Consider the following 18,759-nt stretch of genomic DNA (forward strand, 5'->3'; position numbering starts at 1 on the left):
CTCGTCCTGAGCGGGCAGAGCGGCCCGTGATCCGTGAGGGGGAATGACAAGTGATGGGGAACGACACGTACACCGGCGGCGGGATCGCCAACGCCCGACGGACCCGGCTGGGCGCCGGCTGGATGCCGTCGCACCTCACCGACCCCCGCGAGTACGAGGTGACCAACGGTCCGGTGGCCAACGAGCGCCGGTCCCGGGCCGAGGACGCTGTCGAGGGCGCCGAGTCCTGACCACTAGGCTCGACCGGGTGGAACAGACCCGAGGCCGGTTCGTCGGGCCCCCGCTGACCCCCCGTACCGCCGCGATCTGGTCGGTGCTGCGCGCCGAGCTGGACCGGCGCGGCGACACCGAGCTGACCGTGCTGGACGTGGGCGGCGGGACCGGCGGTTTCGCCGTCCCGCTGGCCCGCGCCGGGCACCGGGTCACCGTCGTCGACGCGAGCCCGGACGCCCTCGCGGCGCTCACCCGTCGGGCCGCCGAGGCCGGGGTCGCCGACCGGATCGTGGCCGTGCAGGGCGACGGCGACGCGCTGGCCGGGCTGGTCGAGCCGGCGAGCGTCGACCTGGTGCTCTGCCACGCCGTGCTGGAGGTCGTCGACGACCCCACACCGGTGGTCGCCGCGCTGGCCAGCGCGTTGCCCCCCGGCGGCGCGGCGAGCGTCCTGGTGGCCGGCCGGGCCGCCGCCGTGCTGGGCCGGGCGATGAACGGCCATCTGGACGTGGCGACCGCACTGGCCGCCGATCCGGCCGGCACCGCCGGGCCGCGCGACACGCTGCGCCGCCGCTACGACGCCCCCGGCGCCGCCGCGCTGCTCACCGCCGCCGGGCTGGCGGTCGAGGAGATCCACGGGGTACGCGTGCTTGCCGACCTGCTGCCCGCCTCGGTCGCCGACGGGCAGTCCACGGCCCTGGTCGAGCTGGAACTGGCGCTTGCCGCGCAGTCCCCCTACCGGGACCTGGCCGCCCAACTGCACCTGTTCGCCCGCCGGCCGGCATGACCGTCGCACCGGGCGGTGGGCCGCCGCCGCTGGCCGTCCTCGGCCCGCCGCGCAGCGGGGACCGACTCGCCGACGTGCTGCCCAGCGCGCTCGCCGTGCTGGGCGTGCCCGGGTCGACCGACCCGCTCGGGCTGGTCCCGGCCCTGGCCGGGGTACGCCGGATCGCCGTACTGCTGGTCGACGGGCTCGGCTGGTACCAGCTGCCGACCGCCGCGCCGCACGCGCCGACCCTCGCCGGGCTGGCGGCGACGGCGGGTCGGCCGCTCATCGCCGGTTTCCCGTCCACCACCCCGACGAGCCTCGTGACGCTGGGCACCGGCGTCGCGCCCGGCGCGCACGGCGTGCTCGGCTTCACGGTGCGGGTGCCCGGCACCGATCGGGTGCTCACCCACACCGACTGGGCCGCCGACCCGTCGCCGCTGCGCTGGCAGCCGGTGCCCACCCAGCTCCAACGGGCCCGCGCCGCCGGTGTGACGACGACCGTGGTGAGCCGGCCCGAGTTCGGCGGCAGCGGGTTGACAGTGGCCGCCAACCGGGGCGGCGACTTCCGGGGCGCCGCCGGCGCCGACGAGGTGGCTGGCACCATGCTGGCCGCGCTGTCCGCCGGCGACGGGCCGACCCTGGTCTCGGGCTACCACGCCGACCTGGACCGGCACGGGCACCTCAGCGGAGTCGACTCGGCGCCCTGGCGGGTCGCCGCGACCGAGGTGGACACCCTGCTCGCCCGGCTGCTCGACGGGCTGCCGCCGGACGCGGCGCTGCTGGTGACCGCCGACCACGGGCAGCTCGACGTGCCCCTGGCGCACCGTTTCGACCTGGACACCGATCCACGACTGCGCGACGGGGTCCGGGTGGTCGCCGGCGAGGCCCGGGTGCGCTACCTGCACGCCCAGCCGGGCGCGGTCGACGACGTGGTTGCCGCCTGGTCGGCGGTGCTCGGCGACGCGGCGCGGGTGCGTACCCGGGAGGAGATGGTGGCCACCGGCTGGTTCGGGCCGGTGCCCGAGGAGCACCTGGAACGGATCGGCGACGTGGTGGTGACCTGCAACGACACGTACGCCGTCATGGCCAGCCGCACCGAGCGGCCGATGGCGTCGAAGCTGGTGGCGTACCACGGGGCGGACACCGCGGCCGAGCTGACCGTGCCGCTGCTGGTCGTGCGGGGCTGACCGGCGCGCGGTCCGGCCGGTCGGCCGGTGGTGCTGTCGTACCCCCGGGTTAACCTGCTCCGATGGGCCGCAGCCAGTCGTTGCCCCGGGGCGACGATCCGCGCTTCGGGCCGGACGCCGACGATTCCGCAAGCCCGATCCTGCACGTCGACATGGACGCCTTCTTCGCCGCCGTCGAGGTGCGCCGTCGACCCGAGCTGCGCGGCCGGCCGGTCATCGTCGGCGGTGTGGGGCCGCGCGGCGTGGTCAGCTCGGCCAGCTACGAGGCCCGCCGGTACGGGGTCCGCAGCGCGATGCCGACCAGCCAGGCCCGCGCCCGCTGCCCCCACGCGGTCTACCTGCCACCGGACTTCACCGCCTACACGGCCGCGTCCCGGGCGGTCATGCAGATCTTCCGGGACGTCACCCCGCTGGTCGAGCCGCTCTCCCTCGACGAGGCGTTCCTCGACGTTGCCGGGGCCCGCAGACTGTTCGGCTCCCCGGCGACCATCGCCCGGTTGATCCGGCGTCGGGTCGCCGACGAGCAGGGGCTGACCTGCTCGGTCGGGGTGGCGCCGAGCAAGTTCGTGGCCAAGCTGGGTTCCACCCGGGCCAAACCCGACGGGCTGTTGGTCGTGCCGCCGGGGCAGGTCCTGGACTTCCTGCACCCGCTACCGGTGAATGCGCTGTGGGGCGTGGGGGAGCGGGCCGCCGAGACACTGCGCCGGCTCGGCCTGGCCACCGTCGGCGACCTCGCCGCGGCGCCGCTGGGCCTGCTCCGCCGGGCGGTGGGTGCGGCGTCCGCGGCGCACCTGCACGAGCTGGCCGCAGGGCGTGACCCGCGGCGGGTGACCCCCGAGCACGTCGACAAGTCGATCGGCGCCGAGGTGACCTTCGACGCCGACGTGGCCGACCCGCTGGAGATCCGCCGCGCCCTGCTGGCGCTCAGCGCGAAGGTCGGTGTCCGGTTGCGCGGTTCCGGCCAGGTCGGGCGCACGGTCACCCTCAAGGTGCGGCTGGCCGACTTTCGCACCGTCAACCGCTCCCGCACCCTCGGCGTGCCCACCGACACCGCCCGCGAGATGTTCGACACGGTCTGGGCGCTCTACACCGCACTGGACCCGGGCGAGCGGATCCGGCTCGTCGGCGTACGGGTGGAAGGGCTCGCCCCGGCGCAGGGCGCTCCCCGGCAGTTGACCCTCGGCGCACCCGAGCGCGGTTGGCGGGAGGCGGAAGCCGCCGCGGACGCCGCTGCTGCCCGATTCGGGCGGTCCGTCATAGGTCCGGCCAGTCTGATGGGCGACCGTGACGCCCATCGAAAGGAAAATCCGCCCCACCCGTAGGTCGTCCCGCTTTCCGACGCGCGACCCCCCTCGTAGACTTGCGGGTAAGCAGCCGGTTGGCTGCCACGGTCTGTCGGCCCGAGTGGGCCCGACCAACGTGACCGGGGAGGAGTGCCGTGCCGCTCTCGGAGCACGAGCAGCGGCTGTTCGAGCAGATCGAGCGGTCGCTTGCCGAGGACCCCAAATTCGCCTCGGCCGTGCGCGCCAGCGATCCGCGCTTCCACGCGCGGCGTCGCCTGCTCGTCGCTGCCGGCGTGATCATCGCTGGCTTGGCTCTACTGGTCTACGGCGCGGTGATCAAGACTCCACCGCTCGCGGTGGCGGGCTTCGTCGTCATGCTGGCGTCGGCCGCGTTCGCGGTGCAGTCGCACCGGCGGGCGCAGTCACCTGACCTGCACGTGGTGGGTGGCACGACGAGTCGTCGTCCCCGCGGTGGCCGGTCCGGTCGCCGCCGGTCGATCCTGGACCGGATGGAAGACAGGTGGCGGCAGCGCCCGGAGGGGCACCGCTGAGCCCGTCCCGCCGCTGAGGCGGGCCGTACACCGCGACGAGCGGGTCGCCGGGAACGCCCCGGCGACCACTGTCGCATCCGCGTGCCCGCCGCCCTCCCGCCGCCGGGCGTCACCCCGCTCCGCGCTCACCCCGCGCGTCACCACCGAGATCGCGCCGATCTTGCGGTTTCTGTCGTCCAGATGCGTGGGATGCCCCTTATGTGGCGACAGAAAGTGCAAGATCGCTGGGGCTGGGGCTGGGGCTGGGGCTGGGGCTGGGGCTGGGGCTGGGGCTGGGGCTGGGGCTGGGGCTGGGGCTGGGGCTGGACGGGGGCGCCATCAGCGGTGCCCCCGTCCGGGCCTCGGTCAGCGGGCCGCCCGGTCGGCCAGCATCCGCCGGGGATTCCAGCGCAGCAGCCGGTAGCGGAGCCGCCCGGTCAGCGCCACCAGGCGCCCGGAAGCGTCCGCCAATGCGATCCGCCAGCGCAACAGCACCGAGGGCGGCAGCACGGTGGCGACCAGTCGGGTCCGTCGATCCGCCCGGGCGGCGAGCGCCCCGCGGATCGCGCGTAGCGCCGGCGGCAGCGGTTCGCCGGTCAGCGGGTCCCGCGCGTACCGGGCCCGCTCCTCCGCCCGGCCGAGCAGCCGCGCCGCTCCGACCGCCGCCGTGTCGTCGACGAGGGCATCGCGGACCAGCCGGTCCGCGGTCGCCCGGGGCGTCTCGGTCTGGTCCACCCGGACCTTGAAGTCGACCATCGTGTCCAGCAGCTCGGCCCAGGCGGCGTGCGCGTCGGCGCGAGCGCGGGTGACGTCCGCCTGGACCACCATCACCGGTTTGCCCTCGGTCGGCGGGGTGTCGTCCGGCATGGCGGTGGCCACCGTGGCCTCCGCCCGGCCGGCCCGCCGCCGGCGCAGCGCCAGTCGACGAAGCGCCGGCACCGCCAGCAGCGCCAACAGGGCCAGCACGCCCGCCGTCCACCATGGCCAGACCGGCGGATGCTCGGCCGGCTCCGTACCACCGAGGGAGAGGCCGGAGTCGGTGTCACGGTCCGCGTTGTCCGGGCCGGCCGGACCCGCCGAGGAGTCCGGATCCGTCGGGCTGTCCGTGGCGCCCGTCTCCGGGCTGGACGGCTCGGGCGCGTCAGTGTCCGGCGCCCAGGCCGACCGGGTGGAGCCGGGCACGCCGTACGCCGGGGTGGCGTCGAACGGCACCCAGCCGATCCCGTTGAAGTAGACCTCGGTCCAGGCGTGCAGGTTGAGGTTCGTCAGCGTGTACGTGTCGCCGTCGCGCTTGCTGCCGTTGGTGAACCCGAACGCGACCCGGGCCGGGATGCCGGCCGAACGGACCAGCCAGGCCATGGCGGCGGCGTACTGCTGGCAGTAGCCGACCTTGTTGGTCAGGAAGTTGACGATGTCCTGGCCGCTGCTGCCGCTCTCGGTGCTGAGGCGGTACTTGAAACCGTTGTCCGCCGAGAAGTGCTGGTAGATCGCGAGGACCCGGTCGTACTCGGTCCGCTTGCCCTGGGTCAGCCCCTTGACCAGCTCCTCCACCTCGGGCACCGGGCCGGGGGTGGCGGTCTGCTGCCGGCGGACCGGGTGGTCGGCCGGCAGTGGCTCCGCGGCCCGCAGGGCCGCCGGAGTGTACGTCGAGCGGACGTAGTCGAACGTGTACTTACGCCCCCGCGAGCTCTCCCGGTTGGAAAAGACGATCTGCTGGTTGGAGTCGTAGAGCCAGTTGCCGTTCAGGTCCTTGGTGCGCACCGGTACGGCGTACACCGGCATCAGGGACATGCTCAGGCTCTTGGTCACCTCGACGGTCGCCCGGTACTCGGTCTGCTGCACCCCCGGGCCGGCCTGCTCGTTCGGGTTGGGCAGATCGCGGTTGGCCGGCTGGCCGCTCGCCGCTCGGGCCTGGAAGCCACTCGGGCGCAGGTCGTCGGCCACCGCGTAGCGCAGGTAGAACGGGTTCGGCTCAGAGGTGGTCACCTTGACCAGGTCGGCCACCTCGGACTGGTTGAGCTGGCCGGCGAGCGACGCGAACAGGTCGATCCGGCCGGACGAGCCGCCCGAGCCCCGGCCGGTGCCGCTGCCGTTGCCCGTGCCACCGGAGAGCGAGTCGAGCAGCCCACCGGTCATGCCGGGCACCGCCAGGGGCAGCGCCACGGCCACCACCACGCCGACCACGGCGAGCCGGCGGCCCGCGGAGGCCAGCGGCGACGCCTCCCACACGTCCACGTCACGACCGTCGCCGGTGAACCGCCGGCCGAACCGACGGACCCGGTCGACGTTGTCGGTGACCAGCAGCCACAGGTAACCGGCGGCGCCCACCACGAACGGCGTCGGGGGGACGCTGTCCACGTAGACGGCGACCGGCACCGAGTAGATCGCGAGCATCGGCAGCCCGGCCAGCGCCGGCCGTCGCAGCCCCACCGCCAGCACGTCCACGAGCACGGCCACCCCGCCGACGCCGAGCACGGTGATGAACAGCAGCGGGTCCGTGTCCGGAACCTCGACGCCGTACGAGCGCATGTCCTGCATCGAGCCGGCGAGCAGATCGGTGAAGTGCTCGATCGTGGCCGGCGTGGGCAGGAAGGTCAGCAGCTCGCTGCCGCTGGGGAACAGCCAGGTGAGCGCGAGCAACAGGGCGGCCAGCATGCCGAGCACCTGACCCCAGAGCGGTGCGCGGACGAGCCGCGTCAGCGCGGCGACCCCGGCCACCACTGCGACGGCGATCGCGCACTGGACCAGCCACGTCCAGGTCTGGAAGATGGCCGACAGCGGCGCGGCGGCGAGCAGTGTCGCGGCGGCCGCCACCGCGCCGGTGTTCCGGCTGGCGATCATGAGGGGAACCTTCCGTTCATCGCACGCCGCCGGCGACCGTCTCGGCCAGCGCGGCGCGCAGGGCGAAGCCCTGGGATCCTCGGCCGGCCTGCGGCCACAGCGCGGGCAGTCGGCTGCCGTGGTCGACGCCGACCACCCGCCAGCCACTGCGCACCATGGCCAGCACCGCCGAGCCGTGCGCGTGCTCGGCCTCGGCGCGGGCCTTCTCCGGCAGGCTCAGCCAGGTGGAGCTGTCCAACAGGAAACCGGCGCACGTCGCGCCGTTGCCGCGCAGCCCGGCCAGCAACTCGGCCTCGGCGACGCTGACCATGCCGAACAGCCCGATGATCAGGCCACCGTCGGCGCGCTGCCGAACCCGCTGCACCAACCCGGTCACGTCGGCGCGCTGGTCCAGACGGACCTCGGCCAGGTGGTCGAGCAGCACACCGTCGCCGCCGCCCTCCGAGGCGTCCACGTCGACCCCCGAGCCGGTGACCAGGCGCAGCTTGTAGCCGGACTGCCGCAGGTGCACGGCGATGCTGGCGGCAGCGGAGACCGCCCACTCGAAACTCGACGTCGGGCCGTCGCCCCGGTGGCCGTACGCGCGGGTGTCCAGGACGACAGTGGCCCGACTCTCCCAGGGCTGTTCCTCCCGGCGCACCATCAGCTCGCCGGTGCGCGCCGTGGACTTCCAGTGCACCCGGCGCAGGTCGTCGCCCCGGCGGTACTCCCGGGTCGCCGCGTCGTCCTCGCCGTGCACCGCCACCGAGCGGGCCCGGCTGTCGCCGCTGCCCGCGTACTCCCCGGGGAGCCGGACCGACGGCAGGGGGGTGACCTGCGGGATGACCGTCAGATGGTCGGTGCTGGGGAAGGAGCGGGTGAGCTCGCAGAGGCCGAACGGGTCGGTCATCCGGACCACCAGCGGGCCCACGTCGTAACGGCCCCGCACGTCGGCGCGCACCGTGTACGCCACGGAGCTGGCCTGGTGCGCGCCGAGCCGTTCCAGCACCACCCGGGGACGGCTGCCCAGCGCGTAGGGCAGCCGGTCCTCCAGCAACAGGGTGCCGGTGGGCAGCCGGGAGAGGTTCTGCAGGCGCAGCACCACCCGCGAGTTGGCCCCGACCGGGACCCGGTGCGGGTCCAGCGACCGGTTGCAGGCCAGCTTGTAACGGCTGCGACCCACGTAGGCAGCGGCCAGCAGCGGCAGGACGGCCAGCAGCACGGCCACCCGGAGCAGGTCCTTCTCGCCCAGGATGATGGCCGAGATCGCCGCCGCGATCGCGGCCGCGAGGAACGAGCGCCCGCGGGTGGTCAGCCCGCGCAGCCCGGCACGCACGTCACGGCCTCCGCGGCTCGTAGGGCGCGCGACCGTTGCCGGTGGCGGGTCGGGTGTCGTAGGGGCTGCGTTGCCGGTCGTGCGGCAACGGCAGCCGGTGCACCAGCTCGGAGACGATCGCGTCGGTGGTGCGTCGGGCGAGCTGCGCGTCGGCCGTCGGGATGATCCGGTGCGCGAGCACCGGCACCGCCAGGGCCTGCAGGTCGTCGGGGAGCACGTAGTCGCGACCCTCCAACGCGGCGACCGCCCGGGCCGTGCGCAGCAGCTGCAGGGTCGCCCGGGGGGACGCGCCGAGGCGCAGGTCGGGGGCCTCCCGGGTGGCGGTGACCAGGTCGATGGCGTACTGCTTGACGGCGTCCGCGACGTGCACCTGCCGGACGGTGGCGATGAGCTGCCGGACGATGTCCGCGTCGGAGACCGGGCGCAGCTCGTTCAGCGGGTCGGTGCCGCCGTGCCCGTCCAGCATGGCCAACTCGGCGCCGGCGTCGGGGTAACCCATCGCGATCCGGGCGGTGAACCGGTCGCGCTGCGCCTCAGGCAGCGGGTACGTCCCCTCCATCTCGATCGGGTTCTGGGTGGCGATGACCATGAACGGGGTCTGGAGCTGGTAGGTCACACCGTCGACGGTGACCTGCCGTTCCTCCATGCACTCCAGCAACGCCGACTGGGTCTTCGGCGACGCCCGGTTGATCTCGTCGCCGACGACCAGGTTGGCGAAGACCGCGCCCGGGCGGAACTCGAAGTCGTGCGTCTCCTGGTTGTAGACGCTGACGCCGGTGACATCGCTGGGCAGCAGGTCGGGGGTGAACTGGATCCGGCGCACCGTGCAGTCGATGGACCGCGCGAGGGCCTTGGCCAGCTTGGTCTTGCCGACGCCGGGAACGTCTTCGATGAGGAGGTGGCCCTCGGCGAGCAGGACGGCCAGGGCCAGCCGCACGGTGGCGGTCTTACCCTCGATGACCTGCTCGATGTTGGCCACGATGGCCTCGCTGGCGGCGCGGAACTCGTCGTGCGGCAACAGGCCGCCCACCTCGTCCCAGGTCTGTTGTGTCACGGGCCTCCTCCTCGTCGCCGTCACGGCAGCTCTGTAGAGAGCACCTGGACCCGCCGTTGGGTTCGCGACGTCGAGCCTCGTTTGCCGCAGGATTCTCACTGGCCTCTCAGGCTAACCATGTTTGTCGTTATCGCCGACCCCCGCAGGTAGTCCGCCGCTTACGCACGGATATTCGCCGAGATGGGGGATCGAGCCGACCGCGCCGGCGGTTCCTCCGGCTCCGTCGGCGACGGGGTACACTGCCGGGCATGGCCGGAGTCTTCCTGCTTCTTACCGGGCCGTGCTGATGCGCTGAACGCGCGACAGCACGGCGGCCCCTCCTGCGCGAGGGGCTTTTTTGTGCCCGCCGCCGGTCCGGCCCGGTGGTGCCGAGACGAAGCGAAGCGAAGCGAGGAGAAACGATGAGTGAGGCAGCCGCACCGGCGGGCGACATCCCCCCGTTCCGGTACACCGCGGCCCTGGCTGACGAGATCGAGACCCGTTGGCAGGACACCTGGGCGCGCGAGGGCACCTTCCACGCACCGAACCCGACCGGTCCGCTGGCCGATCCGGGCCACCCCCGGGCCGGGGCGGAGAAGCTGTACGTGCTGGACATGTTCCCGTACCCGTCCGGCGCCGGCCTGCACGTCGGCCACCCGCTGGGCTACATCGGCACCGACTGCTACGCCCGCTACCAGCGGATGGCCGGGCGCAACGTGCTGCACGCAATGGGCTTCGACGCGTTCGGGCTGCCCGCCGAGCAGTACGCCGTGCAGACCGGCACCCACCCCCGCACCACGACTGTGGCGAACATCGAGCGGTACAAGGCGCAGCTGCGCCGGCTGGGGCTGGCCCACGACGAGCGCCGCTCGGTGGCGACCATCGACACCGACTTCTACCGCTGGACCCAGTGGATCTTCCTGCAGATCTTCAACTCCTGGTACGACCGCGACGCCGGTAAGGCCCGGCCGATCGCCGAGCTGATCGCCGAGTTCGAGGGCGGCAACCGGCCCACCCCGGACGGCCGGTCCTGGGCCGAGCTGAGCGTCGCCGAGCGTCGGCAGGTCGTCGACGACCACCGACTGGCGTACGTCTCGGAGGCGCCGGTGAACTGGTGCCCCGGGCTGGGCACCGTGCTGGCCAACGAGGAGGTCACCGCCGACGGTCGCTCCGACCGGGGCAACTTCCCGGTCTTCAAGCGCAGCCTGAAGCAGTGGAAGATGCGGATCACCGCGTACGCCGACCGGCTGCTGGACGACCTGGACAGCCTGGACTGGCCCGAGCCGATCAAGCTGATGCAGCGCAACTGGATCGGTCGCTCCACCGGCGCGCACATCGACTTCCCGACCACCCGGGAGCCGATCCGGGTGTTCACGACCCGCCCGGACACCGTCTTCGGGGCCACCTACATGGTGCTGGCGCCCGAGCACGAGCTGGTCGACACGCTGGCGCCGGCCACCTGGCCCGACGGCACGAGGGACGCCTGGACCGGCGGGCACGCCAGCCCCTCCGAGGCCGTCGAGGCGTACCGCAAGGCGGCGGCCGCCAAGACCGACGTCGAGCGGCAGTCCGACAGCAAGGAGAAGACCGGCGTCTTCATCGGCGCGTACGCCACCAACCCGGTCACCGGCGGGCAGATCCCGATCTTCATCGCCGACTACGTACTGGCCGGCTACGGCACCGGCGCGATCATGGCGGTGCCCGCCCAGGACGAGCGGGACTGGGCGTTCGCCGAGGTGTTCGAGCTGCCCATCGTGCGTACCGTGCAGCCGGCGGAGGGCTTCGACGGCAAGGCGTACACCGGGGACGGCCCGGCCATCAACAGCGCCGCGCCCGAGCGCGGCCTGGACCTGAACGGCCTGGGGGTCGCCGACGCCAAGGCGGCGATCATCGCCTGGCTGGAGGCCAACGGCCACGGCACCGGCGCGGTGACCTACCGGCTGCGCGACTGGCTGTTCTCCCGCCAGCGTTACTGGGGTGAGCCGTTCCCGATCGTCTACGACGAGACCGGCGCCGCGATCGCCCTGCCCGAGGAGATGCTGCCCGTCGAGCTGCCGGAGGTGGAGGACTTCTCCCCGAAGACGTTCGACCCGGACGACGCGGCCTCCAACCCGGAGACCCCGCTGTCGCGACGCCGCGACTGGGTCGAGGTGGAGCTGGACCTGGGCGACGGGCCGAAGCGCTACACCCGCGAGACCAACGTGATGCCGCAGTGGGCCGGCTCCTGCTGGTACGAGATGCGCTACCTGGACCCGACCAACTCCGAGCGGTTCGTCGACGCGGAGAACGAGCGGTACTGGATGGGTCCGCGCGGCGAGGGCGACTGCGGCGGCACCGACCTGTACGTCGGCGGCGCCGAGCACGCCGTGCTGCATCTGCTGTACGCGCGGTTCTGGCACAAGGTGCTGTTCGACCTGGGGCACGTGTCGTCGTTCGAGCCGTTCCGCAAGCTGTTCAACCAGGGCATGATCCAGGCGTACGCGTACACCGACTCGCGCGGCAGCTACGTGCAGGCCGAGGACGTCGTCGAGCGCGACGGCGCCTACTACCTGGGCGACCTGACGGTCAACCGCGAGTACGGCAAGATGGGCAAGTCGCTGAAGAACGTGGTGACCCCCGACGACATGTGCGCCGCCTACGGCGCGGACACCTTCCGGGTGTACGAGATGTCGATGGGCCCGCTGGAGGTGTCCCGCCCCTGGGAGACCCGGGCCGTGGTCGGCTCGTACCGGTTCCTGCAGCGCGTCTGGCGGGCGATCGTCGACGAGCAGACCGGCGCGGTGCGGGTCACCGACGACCCGGCCGACGACGCGACCCGCCGGCTGCTGCACAAGGTGATCGACGGGGTCCGTGGCGACATGGACGGCATCCGGTTCAACACCGCTATCGCCAAGCTGATCGAGCTGACCAACGGGCTGACCCGACTGTCGACCACGCCACGGGAGGTGGCCGAGCCGCTGGTGCTGATGGTGGCGCCGTTCGCCCCGCACGTGGCCGAGGAGCTGTGGCGCAAGCTGGGCCACGACACCTCGCTGACGTACGCGGACTTCCCGACCGCCGACCCGGCGCTGCTGGTGGCCGAGACGGTGACCTATCCGGTGCAGGTCAACGGCAAGGTCCGTGGCCGCATCGAGGTCCCCGCCGACGCCGCCGAGGAGACCGTCCGCGCGACGGCCCTGGACGCGGTGGCCGCCACCCTGGCGGACAGGGAACCCCGCAAGGTCATCGTGGTCCCGGGCCGCCTGGTCTCGATCGTCGCCTAACCACCCACCCACCCCGCCTCGCCGCCCGCCCCCTCGTCCCGGTCGATCATGGAGTTGTGGTGCCCGAGTCGCCCCGGGCCAGGGGATTCGTCCCCACCACGACTCCATGATCGACGCGACCGGCGGGGCGGGGGTTAGGGGGACAGGGGGGTGGCGACTGTGTGGCGATGGGTGTGCAGCCAGTCCTGCCAGCGGCGGATCACCGCCACCGCGCCCGCGTCGCGCAGGCGGCGCATGGCCGGCACGTCGCGGTCGGCGTCGGCGTCGATGCCCCGCCAGGTGCTCCCGATCTGGTCGAGCATCACGTCCACCAGTTCCGCCCGGGGCAGCAACCCCGGGCCGGCCGCGTCGTAGGCGGCGCAGAGCACACGACACCGCCGACCCAGCTCGGCCGGGTCGGCACCCTCGCCCAGCGGCGCCCAGTGCCAGCCGGCGAACGCCACGTCCTCGATCCGGCGCCCCGGCCTGGCCAGGTCCCAGTCGATGAAGGCCACGGGCAGCGGCCCGGTCGGGGAGTCCCGGTACACGGTGTTCTTCGGCGACAGGTCGCGGTGACACACGGTCTCGGCGTCGCCGGCCAGGTCGGTGCCCGCACACGCGTCGTGCAGCCGGCGGATCAGCTCGGCCAGCCGCACCAGCGCCGCGTCGGCGAAGAACCCCGGATCCTCCCGGTCCCGCCACGGCACCCGCCCCGCGACGTAGCTGAGCACCTGCCGGCCGCGGTCGTCGACGCCCAGGTGCCGGGGCGCGAGGTCCGCGCCCACCTCGGCCAGGTGCCGCAGCAGCGCACCGACGAAGTCCAGGTTGGCCGGTGGGGTACGTCGTACCGTGTCGCCGATCCGGACCACGTCGGCGACGTAGCCACCGGTGAGCGCCTCCTCGACGTCGCCGCCGGTGGGCGGTTGGTCGGCGTGGCCGTCGGTGGGCGGTTGGTCGGCGTTTCCGCTGGTGGGCGGCTGCTCGGTGGCGCCGTCGGTCGGCCCGGGCATGGTCAGGCCGGGATCCGGCGGCGGCGTCGTTCACCGCGCCACCACTGGTGGACGAGCACGAGGCTGGCGATCAGGCCGAGGCTGGAAGGGGCGGCGGCGTACCAGTTGATGTGCCCGGGTGAGCTGACGGCCGCGCCGATCGCGGCGTAGCCGAACGCGGTCGGCGCGGCGGCGATCACGCTGCCGGCCAGGAACGGCAGCATCCGGGCGCCGGTCGTGCCGTAGCCGTAGCTGACCAGGCCGAAGCCGGCGATCGGCAGCAGCCGGACGGTGATCACGCCGACCACGCTCTGCCGGGCGAACCACCCGTCGAGGCGGGCCAGTCGGCCCCGGACCCGCTCGGCGACGAACTCCCGGCCGAGCAGCCGGCCCACCGTGAACCCGATCGCCGCCGCCACCAACGCGGCACCCAGGGCGTACGCCGCGCCCTCCAGGGGGCCGAAGATCGCGCCCGCGGCCAGCGTGATGAAGGTACGGGGGACCAGCGCGACCAGCAGCAGCGCTCCACCGAGGATCGCCGCCACCGGAGCGAGGCCGCCCAACCGGTCGGCCAGGTCCGGCAGGTGCGCCAGATCCGGTCGGGGCAGCAGGAGCAGCAGCAGCCCGCAGCCGCCGATCAGCAGCACGAGCAGGGCGAACCGGGCGGCCGACGGCTGCCGGAGCAGCCGCCGGACGGCTCGGATCATGCCCGGGCGGGGGCCACTGCGGCGCGGCGCTCGTTGCGCAGCCGGTCCGACCAGGTGTCGTCCAGCGGAGGCAGCTGGTGTGCCCCGGTGGCCCAGCGCAGCAGCAGGTCGGCCAGGGCCGGGTTGCGGGCCAGTGCCGGGCCGTGCGAGTAGGTGCCCAGCAGCTTGCCGCGCCACGCGCCCTCGGTGGCGCCGTCGTTGCCGATCCCGGTGGTGACCCGGGCGAGCGGGGCGACCTCCGGACCGAGGTGGGTGCGACCGCCGTGGTTCTCGAAACCGGTCAGCGGGGGCAGGCCCAGCCGGGGGTCGATCTCACCGGCCAGCTCGCCGACGGCCCGGCTCTCGCCCCGGTCGGACTGCAGGTCCAGCAGCTCCAGCCCTCGACACTGGACGCCCTTGGCGAAGAAGGAGGTGCCGAGCAGCTGGTAGCCGGCACAGACGCCGAAGACGACCGAGCCCTGGGCGACCGCCCGGTGCAGGCCGCCGTCGGCGATCAGCCGCTGGGCACCCAACGCCTGCGGGCCGTCCTCGCCCCCGCCGACCAGGTAGATGTCGGCGGTCGCGGGCAGCCGCTGGTCGGAGCGGACCTCCAGCACCTCGACCGGCATGCCCCGCTGGCGGGCCCTCCGGGCGAGGATCAGGGCGTTGCCCCGGTCGCCGTAGGTGGACAGCAGGTCGGGGTAGATCCAGACGATGCGCAGGCTCTCAGATGACACGGTCCAACTCCGCTCGGATGTCCTGGAACGCGGTGTAGTTCGCGATGACCTCCAGCCGCCCGGGCGGGACCGACCGGATCGCGTCGTCGAAGGTGCGTACGTGCTGGAACGGTACGTCGTTGACGTCCAGTCGGACCGCCAGGTCGTAGGCTCGGTCGCCGGTGATCAACACCTGCCGGCCGCGCAGCGGGGCGAAATCGACGTCGTAGAGCCAGGAGGTGTCCAGACCGTCGGGGTCGCGCGCGTTGATGGAGAGCAGTGTCGGCGCGTCGTCGGCCATGTCGAAGGCCTCCAGCCAGCTGGCCGGGTTCTTGGCCAGCAGCAGCCGGATGTTGCGCCCGTCCTTGTCGACCTGCGCGTAACGGCCGGCCACCGAGGTGACGATGCCGAGGCGGGACACCGCGTCGACGGGGCGTACGCCGAACTCGGCCGCCACGGCCAGCGCGGTCGCCGCGTTGCCGAGGTTGACCTTGCCGGGCAGCTGGAGGGAGACCTTGTGCCAGGCCCCGGTGGGGTCGAGCACGCCCTCGTCCTCGACGACCCAGTTCGGCTCCGGTCGGCGCAGCGCACAGCCGGTGCACCACCACTGCTCGCCCGAGCGCTGGATCGTGGAGCCGCACTCCGGGCAGACCCAGGAGTCGTCGTGCCAGCGCTGGCCGGCGCTGAACCAGGTCACGTGCGGCGGGTTGATGCCCCGGGCGGGGTCGCCGGGCGGGGTGGCGGCCCAGACCACAAGCGGGTCGTCGGCGTTGGCCACCACCCGTACGTCGGTGTGCCGGACCAGCGCCGCGCGCCAGAGCTGCGCCATCATGGCGACCTCCTTGGCCCGGTCCAGCTGGTCGCGGGAGAGGTTCAGCAGTGCCACCACGTGCGGTTCGGTCGACTCCAGCACCTGGGCGAGGTAGTGCTCGTCGACCTCCAGCACCGCGTACGGGGTGCTGCCGGCCTTGGCCAGCGCCGAGGTGTGCCCGCTGGGCATGTTGGCGCCGAAGGAGTTGGTGGCGACCCGGCCGAGCACGCCGACCGCGGCGGCGGTCAACCGGGTGGTGGTCGTCTTGCCGTTGGTGCCGGAGACGAGCGCGATGGCGCGTCCGGCCGACAGGTGCGCCAGCAGGTCCGGGTCGATCTTCAGCCCGATCCATCCGCCGATCACCGATCCGTCGCCACGGCCGGCGGCCCGGGAGAGCGCCGCGGCGGTCCGTGACACGGAGCTGGCCACCTTGGCCCGTAGGGGCATTTTCGCGTCCGTCACGCGAGCGAGGTTACCGGACCGCCCGCCTCACCAGATCGCCGCCGACGGTGAACCGTTCGGCCGTGGCGTCCGCGCGGGTGGTCGGTTTGCGCTCCACCGGACGGAGTCGATCTATGTCGGAAAGCGGACCACGCCGGGGGAGGGCTCCGGCCCTCCACTCCGCTCCACCCCGTGTGACGTGCGGTTTTGCGCGTGAATCGACCGCGCCACGCGGGCGAATCTGGTTGCAGGTGGAGGGAAGTGGAGTAAGGTGGGGCCCAATGGTGAGGCCGGGAGGGCTCACCGGCCCGGGGGGTCAGCGGCGCCGCGAACGCCGCTCAAGGGCGAGGGGGTAGGGCCGGATGTTCCTCGGCACCCATACTCCGCGCCTGGACGACAAAGGCCGGTTGATCCTTCCGGCCAGGTTCCGGGATGAGCTGGCGGGGGGTGTCGTGGTCACCAAAGGGCAGGATCGTTGCCTCTACGTCTTTCCGACACCCGAGTTCCAGCGGATCGCGGAGCAGTTGCGCGCGCAGCCGATGACGCACAAGGCGGCCCGGGCCTACAGCCGGGTCTTCTTCGCCAGCGCGCACGACGAGGTGCCGGACAAGCAGGGCCGCGTGACCATTCCGGCACACCTTCGCCAGTACGCCGCGCTCGACCGTGACCTGGTGGTCATCGGCGCGAGCACGCGGGTGGAGATTTGGGACAAGGTCGCCTGGGAGACCTACCTCGCCGAGAGCGAAGACGACTTCGCCGACATCGAGGAGGGGGTGCTGCCCGGCGGTCTGTAGGGCGGAACGGCGCCCGACGTACTGCGAGATCTCCAGCCGCTTTCGAGTTCCTGGCACCCCTTCCCCGGTGCCAGGCGCACGATCCAGTCATCGGGCGCGCGTCCGGTGTCCGGCGGGAGCGGATGGGGATCTGGCGGTACGACGGCAGCGCCGTCGCCACGGCAGGCGCGCGAGAAGAACGGACGTTTCAACCAGTGGGGGTCGACATGGGGGAGTTGCGCGGCACGCACGTGCCGGTGCTGCTCGAGCGGTGTCTCGAGCTGCTGGCCCCCGCGCTGGGTCGAGGCGGCCGGACGGTGCACGTCGACGCGACGCTCGGCCTCGCCGGGCACGCGGAGGCGGTGTTGCAGGCGCACCCGGAGACGGTCCTGATCGGGCTCGACCGGGACACCGAGGCGCTCGCTCACGCGCGGGTCCGGCTGGCGCGGTTCGCCGACCGGGTGCACCTGGAGCACGCCGTCTATGACGAGCTGCCCGAGGTGCTGCAGCGGCTGGGCTATCCGGGAATCGACGGGATCCTGTTCGACCTGGGTGTCTCGTCGCTGCAACTGGACGCGCCCGACCGCGGGTTCGCGTACGCGCAGGACGCGCCGCTGGACATGCGGATGGATCAGACGCGGGGGGTGACCGCCGAAGAGGTGGTCAACACGTACGCCCATCCGGATCTGGCCCGGGTTCTGCGGGTGTACGGCGAGGAGAAGTTCGCCGGCCGGATCGCCTCGGCGATCATCCGGGAGCGGGAACGCGCCCGGATCACCTCGTCCGCGCGGCTGGCGGAGCTGGTCCGGGATTCCATTCCGGCGCCAGCGCGACGAACGGGCGGACACCCGGCAAAGAGAACGTTTCAGGCTTTACGGATCGAGGTAAACAGAGAGCTGGCAGCGCTGGAGACGGCGCTGCCGTCCGCGCTCGACGCTTTGACCGTGGGCGGTCGCATGGTGGTCCTGTCCTACCACTCGCTGGAGGACCGGCTCACCAAGGCGGCGCTCGCGGATCGGGTCCGCAGTAAGGGCCCGATCGACCTCCCGGTTGAGCTGCCCGGGTCCGGTCCGACGTTCCGGCTGCTCAGCCGGGGCGCCGAACTGCCCGGGGAGGCGGAGGTCGCCGCGAACCCGCGCGCCGCTTCGGTGCGGTTGCGGGCCGCGGAGCGACTCGACCCGAACGCGACAGAACAGGGGCGGACCGACCGCGAACGGTCCCGCCGCAGGGTGAAGGGGATGCACCAACCGGGCACTGGGTCAGCCTGATCCGTGGGGGATCAGGGGCACCGGGACGGCAGAGGGACGGATGTAGAGGGGGAGGGGACATGAACATTGACAAGCGCGACCGCCGGGACATCACCGGCGGCGGGCAGCGCGCACCGCGGTCGGGGGGCCGGACCGCGGCGGAGCGAGCCCCGCGCGTGGGGAACGGTACGCCACGCATCGATCGAGTCAACCGGCAGGGGGAGGCTCGCGCCCGGGGGGCGCGCGAGTTCCCGACCCAGGGCAGCGCCGCGCTGCGTCCGGCCGAGAAGGCAGGCGTCGCGACCGCGCGCTCGCCTCGGCTGCGGGTGGCGCCGCCGCCGCCGGTGTCGGTGCCGCGCGCGCCGTTCGCGGCGCTGATCGTGGTGCTGGTGGTCGGTGGGGTGCTCGGCATCCTGGCGGTCAACACCAAGATCAATGAGAACGCCTTCCGGTTGGAGAAGCTGCAGCAGCAGCAGGCCCGACTGGACCTGGAGAAGCAGCAGCTGGACAAGCAGATCACCGAGTACGAGGCGCCGGGCAACCTGACCGCCGAGGCGCGTCGGCTGGGTCTGGTGGACGCCGGTGAGCCGGCGTACATCCGGATGCCGGACGGCAAGACCATCGGCGTGCCGAAGCCGGCGACCGGCCAGCCGTCGGTCACCAGCCAGGGCGCGGGAGGCTGACAC

16 protein-coding genes are annotated in these 18,759 nt (G+C 73.1%); 9 read left to right on the forward strand and 7 right to left on the reverse strand.

The genetic code is table 11. The features are described from left to right. Nucleotides 1–53: 53 nt before the first annotated feature. From AB0B39_RS29430 to AB0B39_RS29450, 5 genes are all read left to right on the forward strand, one after another. Entirely contained in the window at nucleotides 54–230 is a 177-nt protein-coding gene (locus tag AB0B39_RS29430) for a hypothetical protein (RefSeq protein ID WP_357496814.1), read from the forward strand. Next, nucleotides 227–997, forward strand: coding sequence for a methyltransferase domain-containing protein (locus tag AB0B39_RS29435; RefSeq protein ID WP_357575979.1), 771 nt, complete (start codon nucleotides 227–229; stop codon nucleotides 995–997). The genes AB0B39_RS29430 and AB0B39_RS29435 overlap by 4 nt, the downstream gene beginning before the upstream one ends. Continuing rightward, nucleotides 994–2,166: a nucleotide pyrophosphatase/phosphodiesterase family protein gene (locus AB0B39_RS29440; protein ID WP_357496787.1), complete on the forward strand. Its 1,173-nt coding sequence runs from the start codon at nucleotides 994–996 to the stop codon at nucleotides 2,164–2,166. Before AB0B39_RS29435 ends, AB0B39_RS29440 begins: the two co-directional genes overlap by 4 nt. Before the next feature lie 62 nt (nucleotides 2,167–2,228). Further along, the gene (locus AB0B39_RS29445) at nucleotides 2,229–3,488 is read left to right on the forward strand and encodes a DNA polymerase IV (protein WP_234590675.1); all 1,260 of its coding nucleotides are present in this window, start codon (nucleotides 2,229–2,231) and stop codon (nucleotides 3,486–3,488) included. A gap of 116 nt (nucleotides 3,489–3,604) precedes the next feature. Further along, a complete protein-coding gene (locus AB0B39_RS29450; protein WP_234590673.1) occupies nucleotides 3,605–4,000 on the forward strand; it encodes a DUF3040 domain-containing protein in 396 nt (131 codons plus the stop codon). A gap of 345 nt (nucleotides 4,001–4,345) precedes the next feature. Here the strand turns inward: AB0B39_RS29450 and AB0B39_RS29455 are convergent, their stop codons facing one another. The 3 genes from AB0B39_RS29455 to AB0B39_RS29465 are packed head-to-tail and all read right to left on the reverse strand — an operon-like array spanning nucleotide 4,346 to nucleotide 9,189. Beyond that, a complete protein-coding gene (locus AB0B39_RS29455; protein ID WP_357575934.1) occupies nucleotides 4,346–6,820 on the reverse strand; it encodes a DUF3488 and transglutaminase-like domain-containing protein in 2,475 nt (824 codons plus the stop codon). Nucleotides 6,821–6,836: 16 nt separating this feature from the next. Continuing rightward, nucleotides 6,837–8,135, reverse strand: a complete 1,299-nt coding sequence (locus AB0B39_RS29460; protein WP_357499100.1) for a DUF58 domain-containing protein — start codon at nucleotides 8,133–8,135, stop codon at nucleotides 6,837–6,839. Between the two features lies 1 nt (nucleotide 8,136). Next, complete coding sequence (locus AB0B39_RS29465) at nucleotides 8,137–9,189, reverse strand: MoxR family ATPase (RefSeq protein WP_234590654.1); 1,053 nt, start codon at nucleotides 9,187–9,189, stop codon at nucleotides 8,137–8,139. Between the two features lie 401 nt (nucleotides 9,190–9,590). Here AB0B39_RS29465 and leuS point away from each other — a divergent pair, with 401 nt between their 5' ends. Then, nucleotides 9,591–12,431, forward strand: a complete 2,841-nt coding sequence (gene leuS / locus AB0B39_RS29470) for a leucine--tRNA ligase (RefSeq protein ID WP_357575935.1) — start codon at nucleotides 9,591–9,593, stop codon at nucleotides 12,429–12,431. 134 nt (nucleotides 12,432–12,565) lie between these two features. Here leuS and AB0B39_RS29475 read toward each other — a convergent pair whose 3' ends face one another. From AB0B39_RS29475 to AB0B39_RS29490, 4 genes are read right to left on the reverse strand one after another with little or no spacing between them, the layout of a single operon-like run. After that, entirely contained in the window at nucleotides 12,566–13,420 is an 855-nt protein-coding gene (locus tag AB0B39_RS29475) for an aminoglycoside phosphotransferase family protein (RefSeq protein ID WP_357575936.1), read from the reverse strand. Nucleotides 13,421–13,422: 2 nt separating this feature from the next. Next, nucleotides 13,423–14,106, reverse strand: a complete 684-nt coding sequence (locus AB0B39_RS29480) for a VTT domain-containing protein (RefSeq protein ID WP_357499094.1) — start codon at nucleotides 14,104–14,106, stop codon at nucleotides 13,423–13,425. Continuing rightward, nucleotides 14,103–14,822, reverse strand: a complete 720-nt coding sequence (locus AB0B39_RS29485; protein WP_357499092.1) for a glutamine amidotransferase — start codon at nucleotides 14,820–14,822, stop codon at nucleotides 14,103–14,105. Before AB0B39_RS29485 ends, AB0B39_RS29480 begins: the two co-directional genes overlap by 4 nt. Further along, nucleotides 14,812–16,059, reverse strand: a complete 1,248-nt coding sequence (locus tag AB0B39_RS29490; protein WP_234590677.1) for a MurT ligase domain-containing protein — start codon at nucleotides 16,057–16,059, stop codon at nucleotides 14,812–14,814. The genes AB0B39_RS29485 and AB0B39_RS29490 overlap by 11 nt, the downstream gene beginning before the upstream one ends. Before the next feature lie 356 nt (nucleotides 16,060–16,415). Here AB0B39_RS29490 and mraZ point away from each other — a divergent pair, with 356 nt between their 5' ends. The 3 genes from mraZ (at nucleotide 16,416) to AB0B39_RS29505 (ending at nucleotide 18,756) form a co-directional block, all read left to right on the forward strand. Continuing rightward, nucleotides 16,416–16,847 carry a division/cell wall cluster transcriptional repressor MraZ gene (gene mraZ, locus AB0B39_RS29495; RefSeq protein ID WP_007463034.1) on the forward strand — a complete coding sequence of 144 codons (432 nt, stop codon included), beginning with the start codon at nucleotides 16,416–16,418 and terminating at the stop codon, nucleotides 16,845–16,847. A 206-nt stretch (nucleotides 16,848–17,053) separates the two neighbouring features. Beyond that, the gene (gene rsmH, locus AB0B39_RS29500; RefSeq protein WP_357575980.1) at nucleotides 17,054–18,094 is read left to right on the forward strand and encodes a 16S rRNA (cytosine(1402)-N(4))-methyltransferase RsmH; all 1,041 of its coding nucleotides are present in this window, start codon (nucleotides 17,054–17,056) and stop codon (nucleotides 18,092–18,094) included. Between the two features lie 59 nt (nucleotides 18,095–18,153). After that, a complete protein-coding gene (locus AB0B39_RS29505; RefSeq protein WP_357575937.1) occupies nucleotides 18,154–18,756 on the forward strand; it encodes a hypothetical protein in 603 nt (200 codons plus the stop codon). The last annotated feature ends 3 nt before the right edge of the window (nucleotides 18,757–18,759 follow it).

Origin of the sequence: Micromonospora sp. NPDC049114 (assembly GCF_040648635.1) — a bacterium.
In the GTDB taxonomy this organism is placed as follows: Bacteria; Actinomycetota; Actinomycetes; order Mycobacteriales; family Micromonosporaceae; genus Micromonospora.

Bases quoted from the DNA above. Each gene is read 5' to 3' on its own strand.
- AB0B39_RS29430 (WP_357496814.1), top strand. From the start codon at position 54: ATGGGGAACGACACGTACACCGGCGGCGGGATCGCCAACGCCCGACGG.
- AB0B39_RS29440 (WP_357496787.1), top strand. From the start codon at position 994: ATGACCGTCGCACCGGGCGGTGGGCCGCCGCCGCTGGCCGTCCTCGGC.
- AB0B39_RS29445 (WP_234590675.1), top strand. From the start codon at position 2,229: ATGGGCCGCAGCCAGTCGTTGCCCCGGGGCGACGATCCGCGCTTCGGG.
- AB0B39_RS29455 (WP_357575934.1), bottom strand. From the start codon at position 6,820: ATGATCGCCAGCCGGAACACCGGCGCGGTGGCGGCCGCCGCGACACTG.
- leuS (WP_357575935.1), top strand. From the start codon at position 9,591: ATGAGTGAGGCAGCCGCACCGGCGGGCGACATCCCCCCGTTCCGGTAC.
- AB0B39_RS29475 (WP_357575936.1), bottom strand. From the start codon at position 13,420: ATGCCCGGGCCGACCGACGGCGCCACCGAGCAGCCGCCCACCAGCGGA.
- AB0B39_RS29480 (WP_357499094.1), bottom strand. From the start codon at position 14,106: ATGATCCGAGCCGTCCGGCGGCTGCTCCGGCAGCCGTCGGCCGCCCGG.
- AB0B39_RS29490 (WP_234590677.1), bottom strand. From the start codon at position 16,059: ATGCCCCTACGGGCCAAGGTGGCCAGCTCCGTGTCACGGACCGCCGCG.
- mraZ (WP_007463034.1), top strand. From the start codon at position 16,416: ATGTTCCTCGGCACCCATACTCCGCGCCTGGACGACAAAGGCCGGTTG.
- rsmH (WP_357575980.1), top strand. From the start codon at position 17,054: ATGGGGGAGTTGCGCGGCACGCACGTGCCGGTGCTGCTCGAGCGGTGT.
- AB0B39_RS29505 (WP_357575937.1), top strand. From the start codon at position 18,154: ATGAACATTGACAAGCGCGACCGCCGGGACATCACCGGCGGCGGGCAG.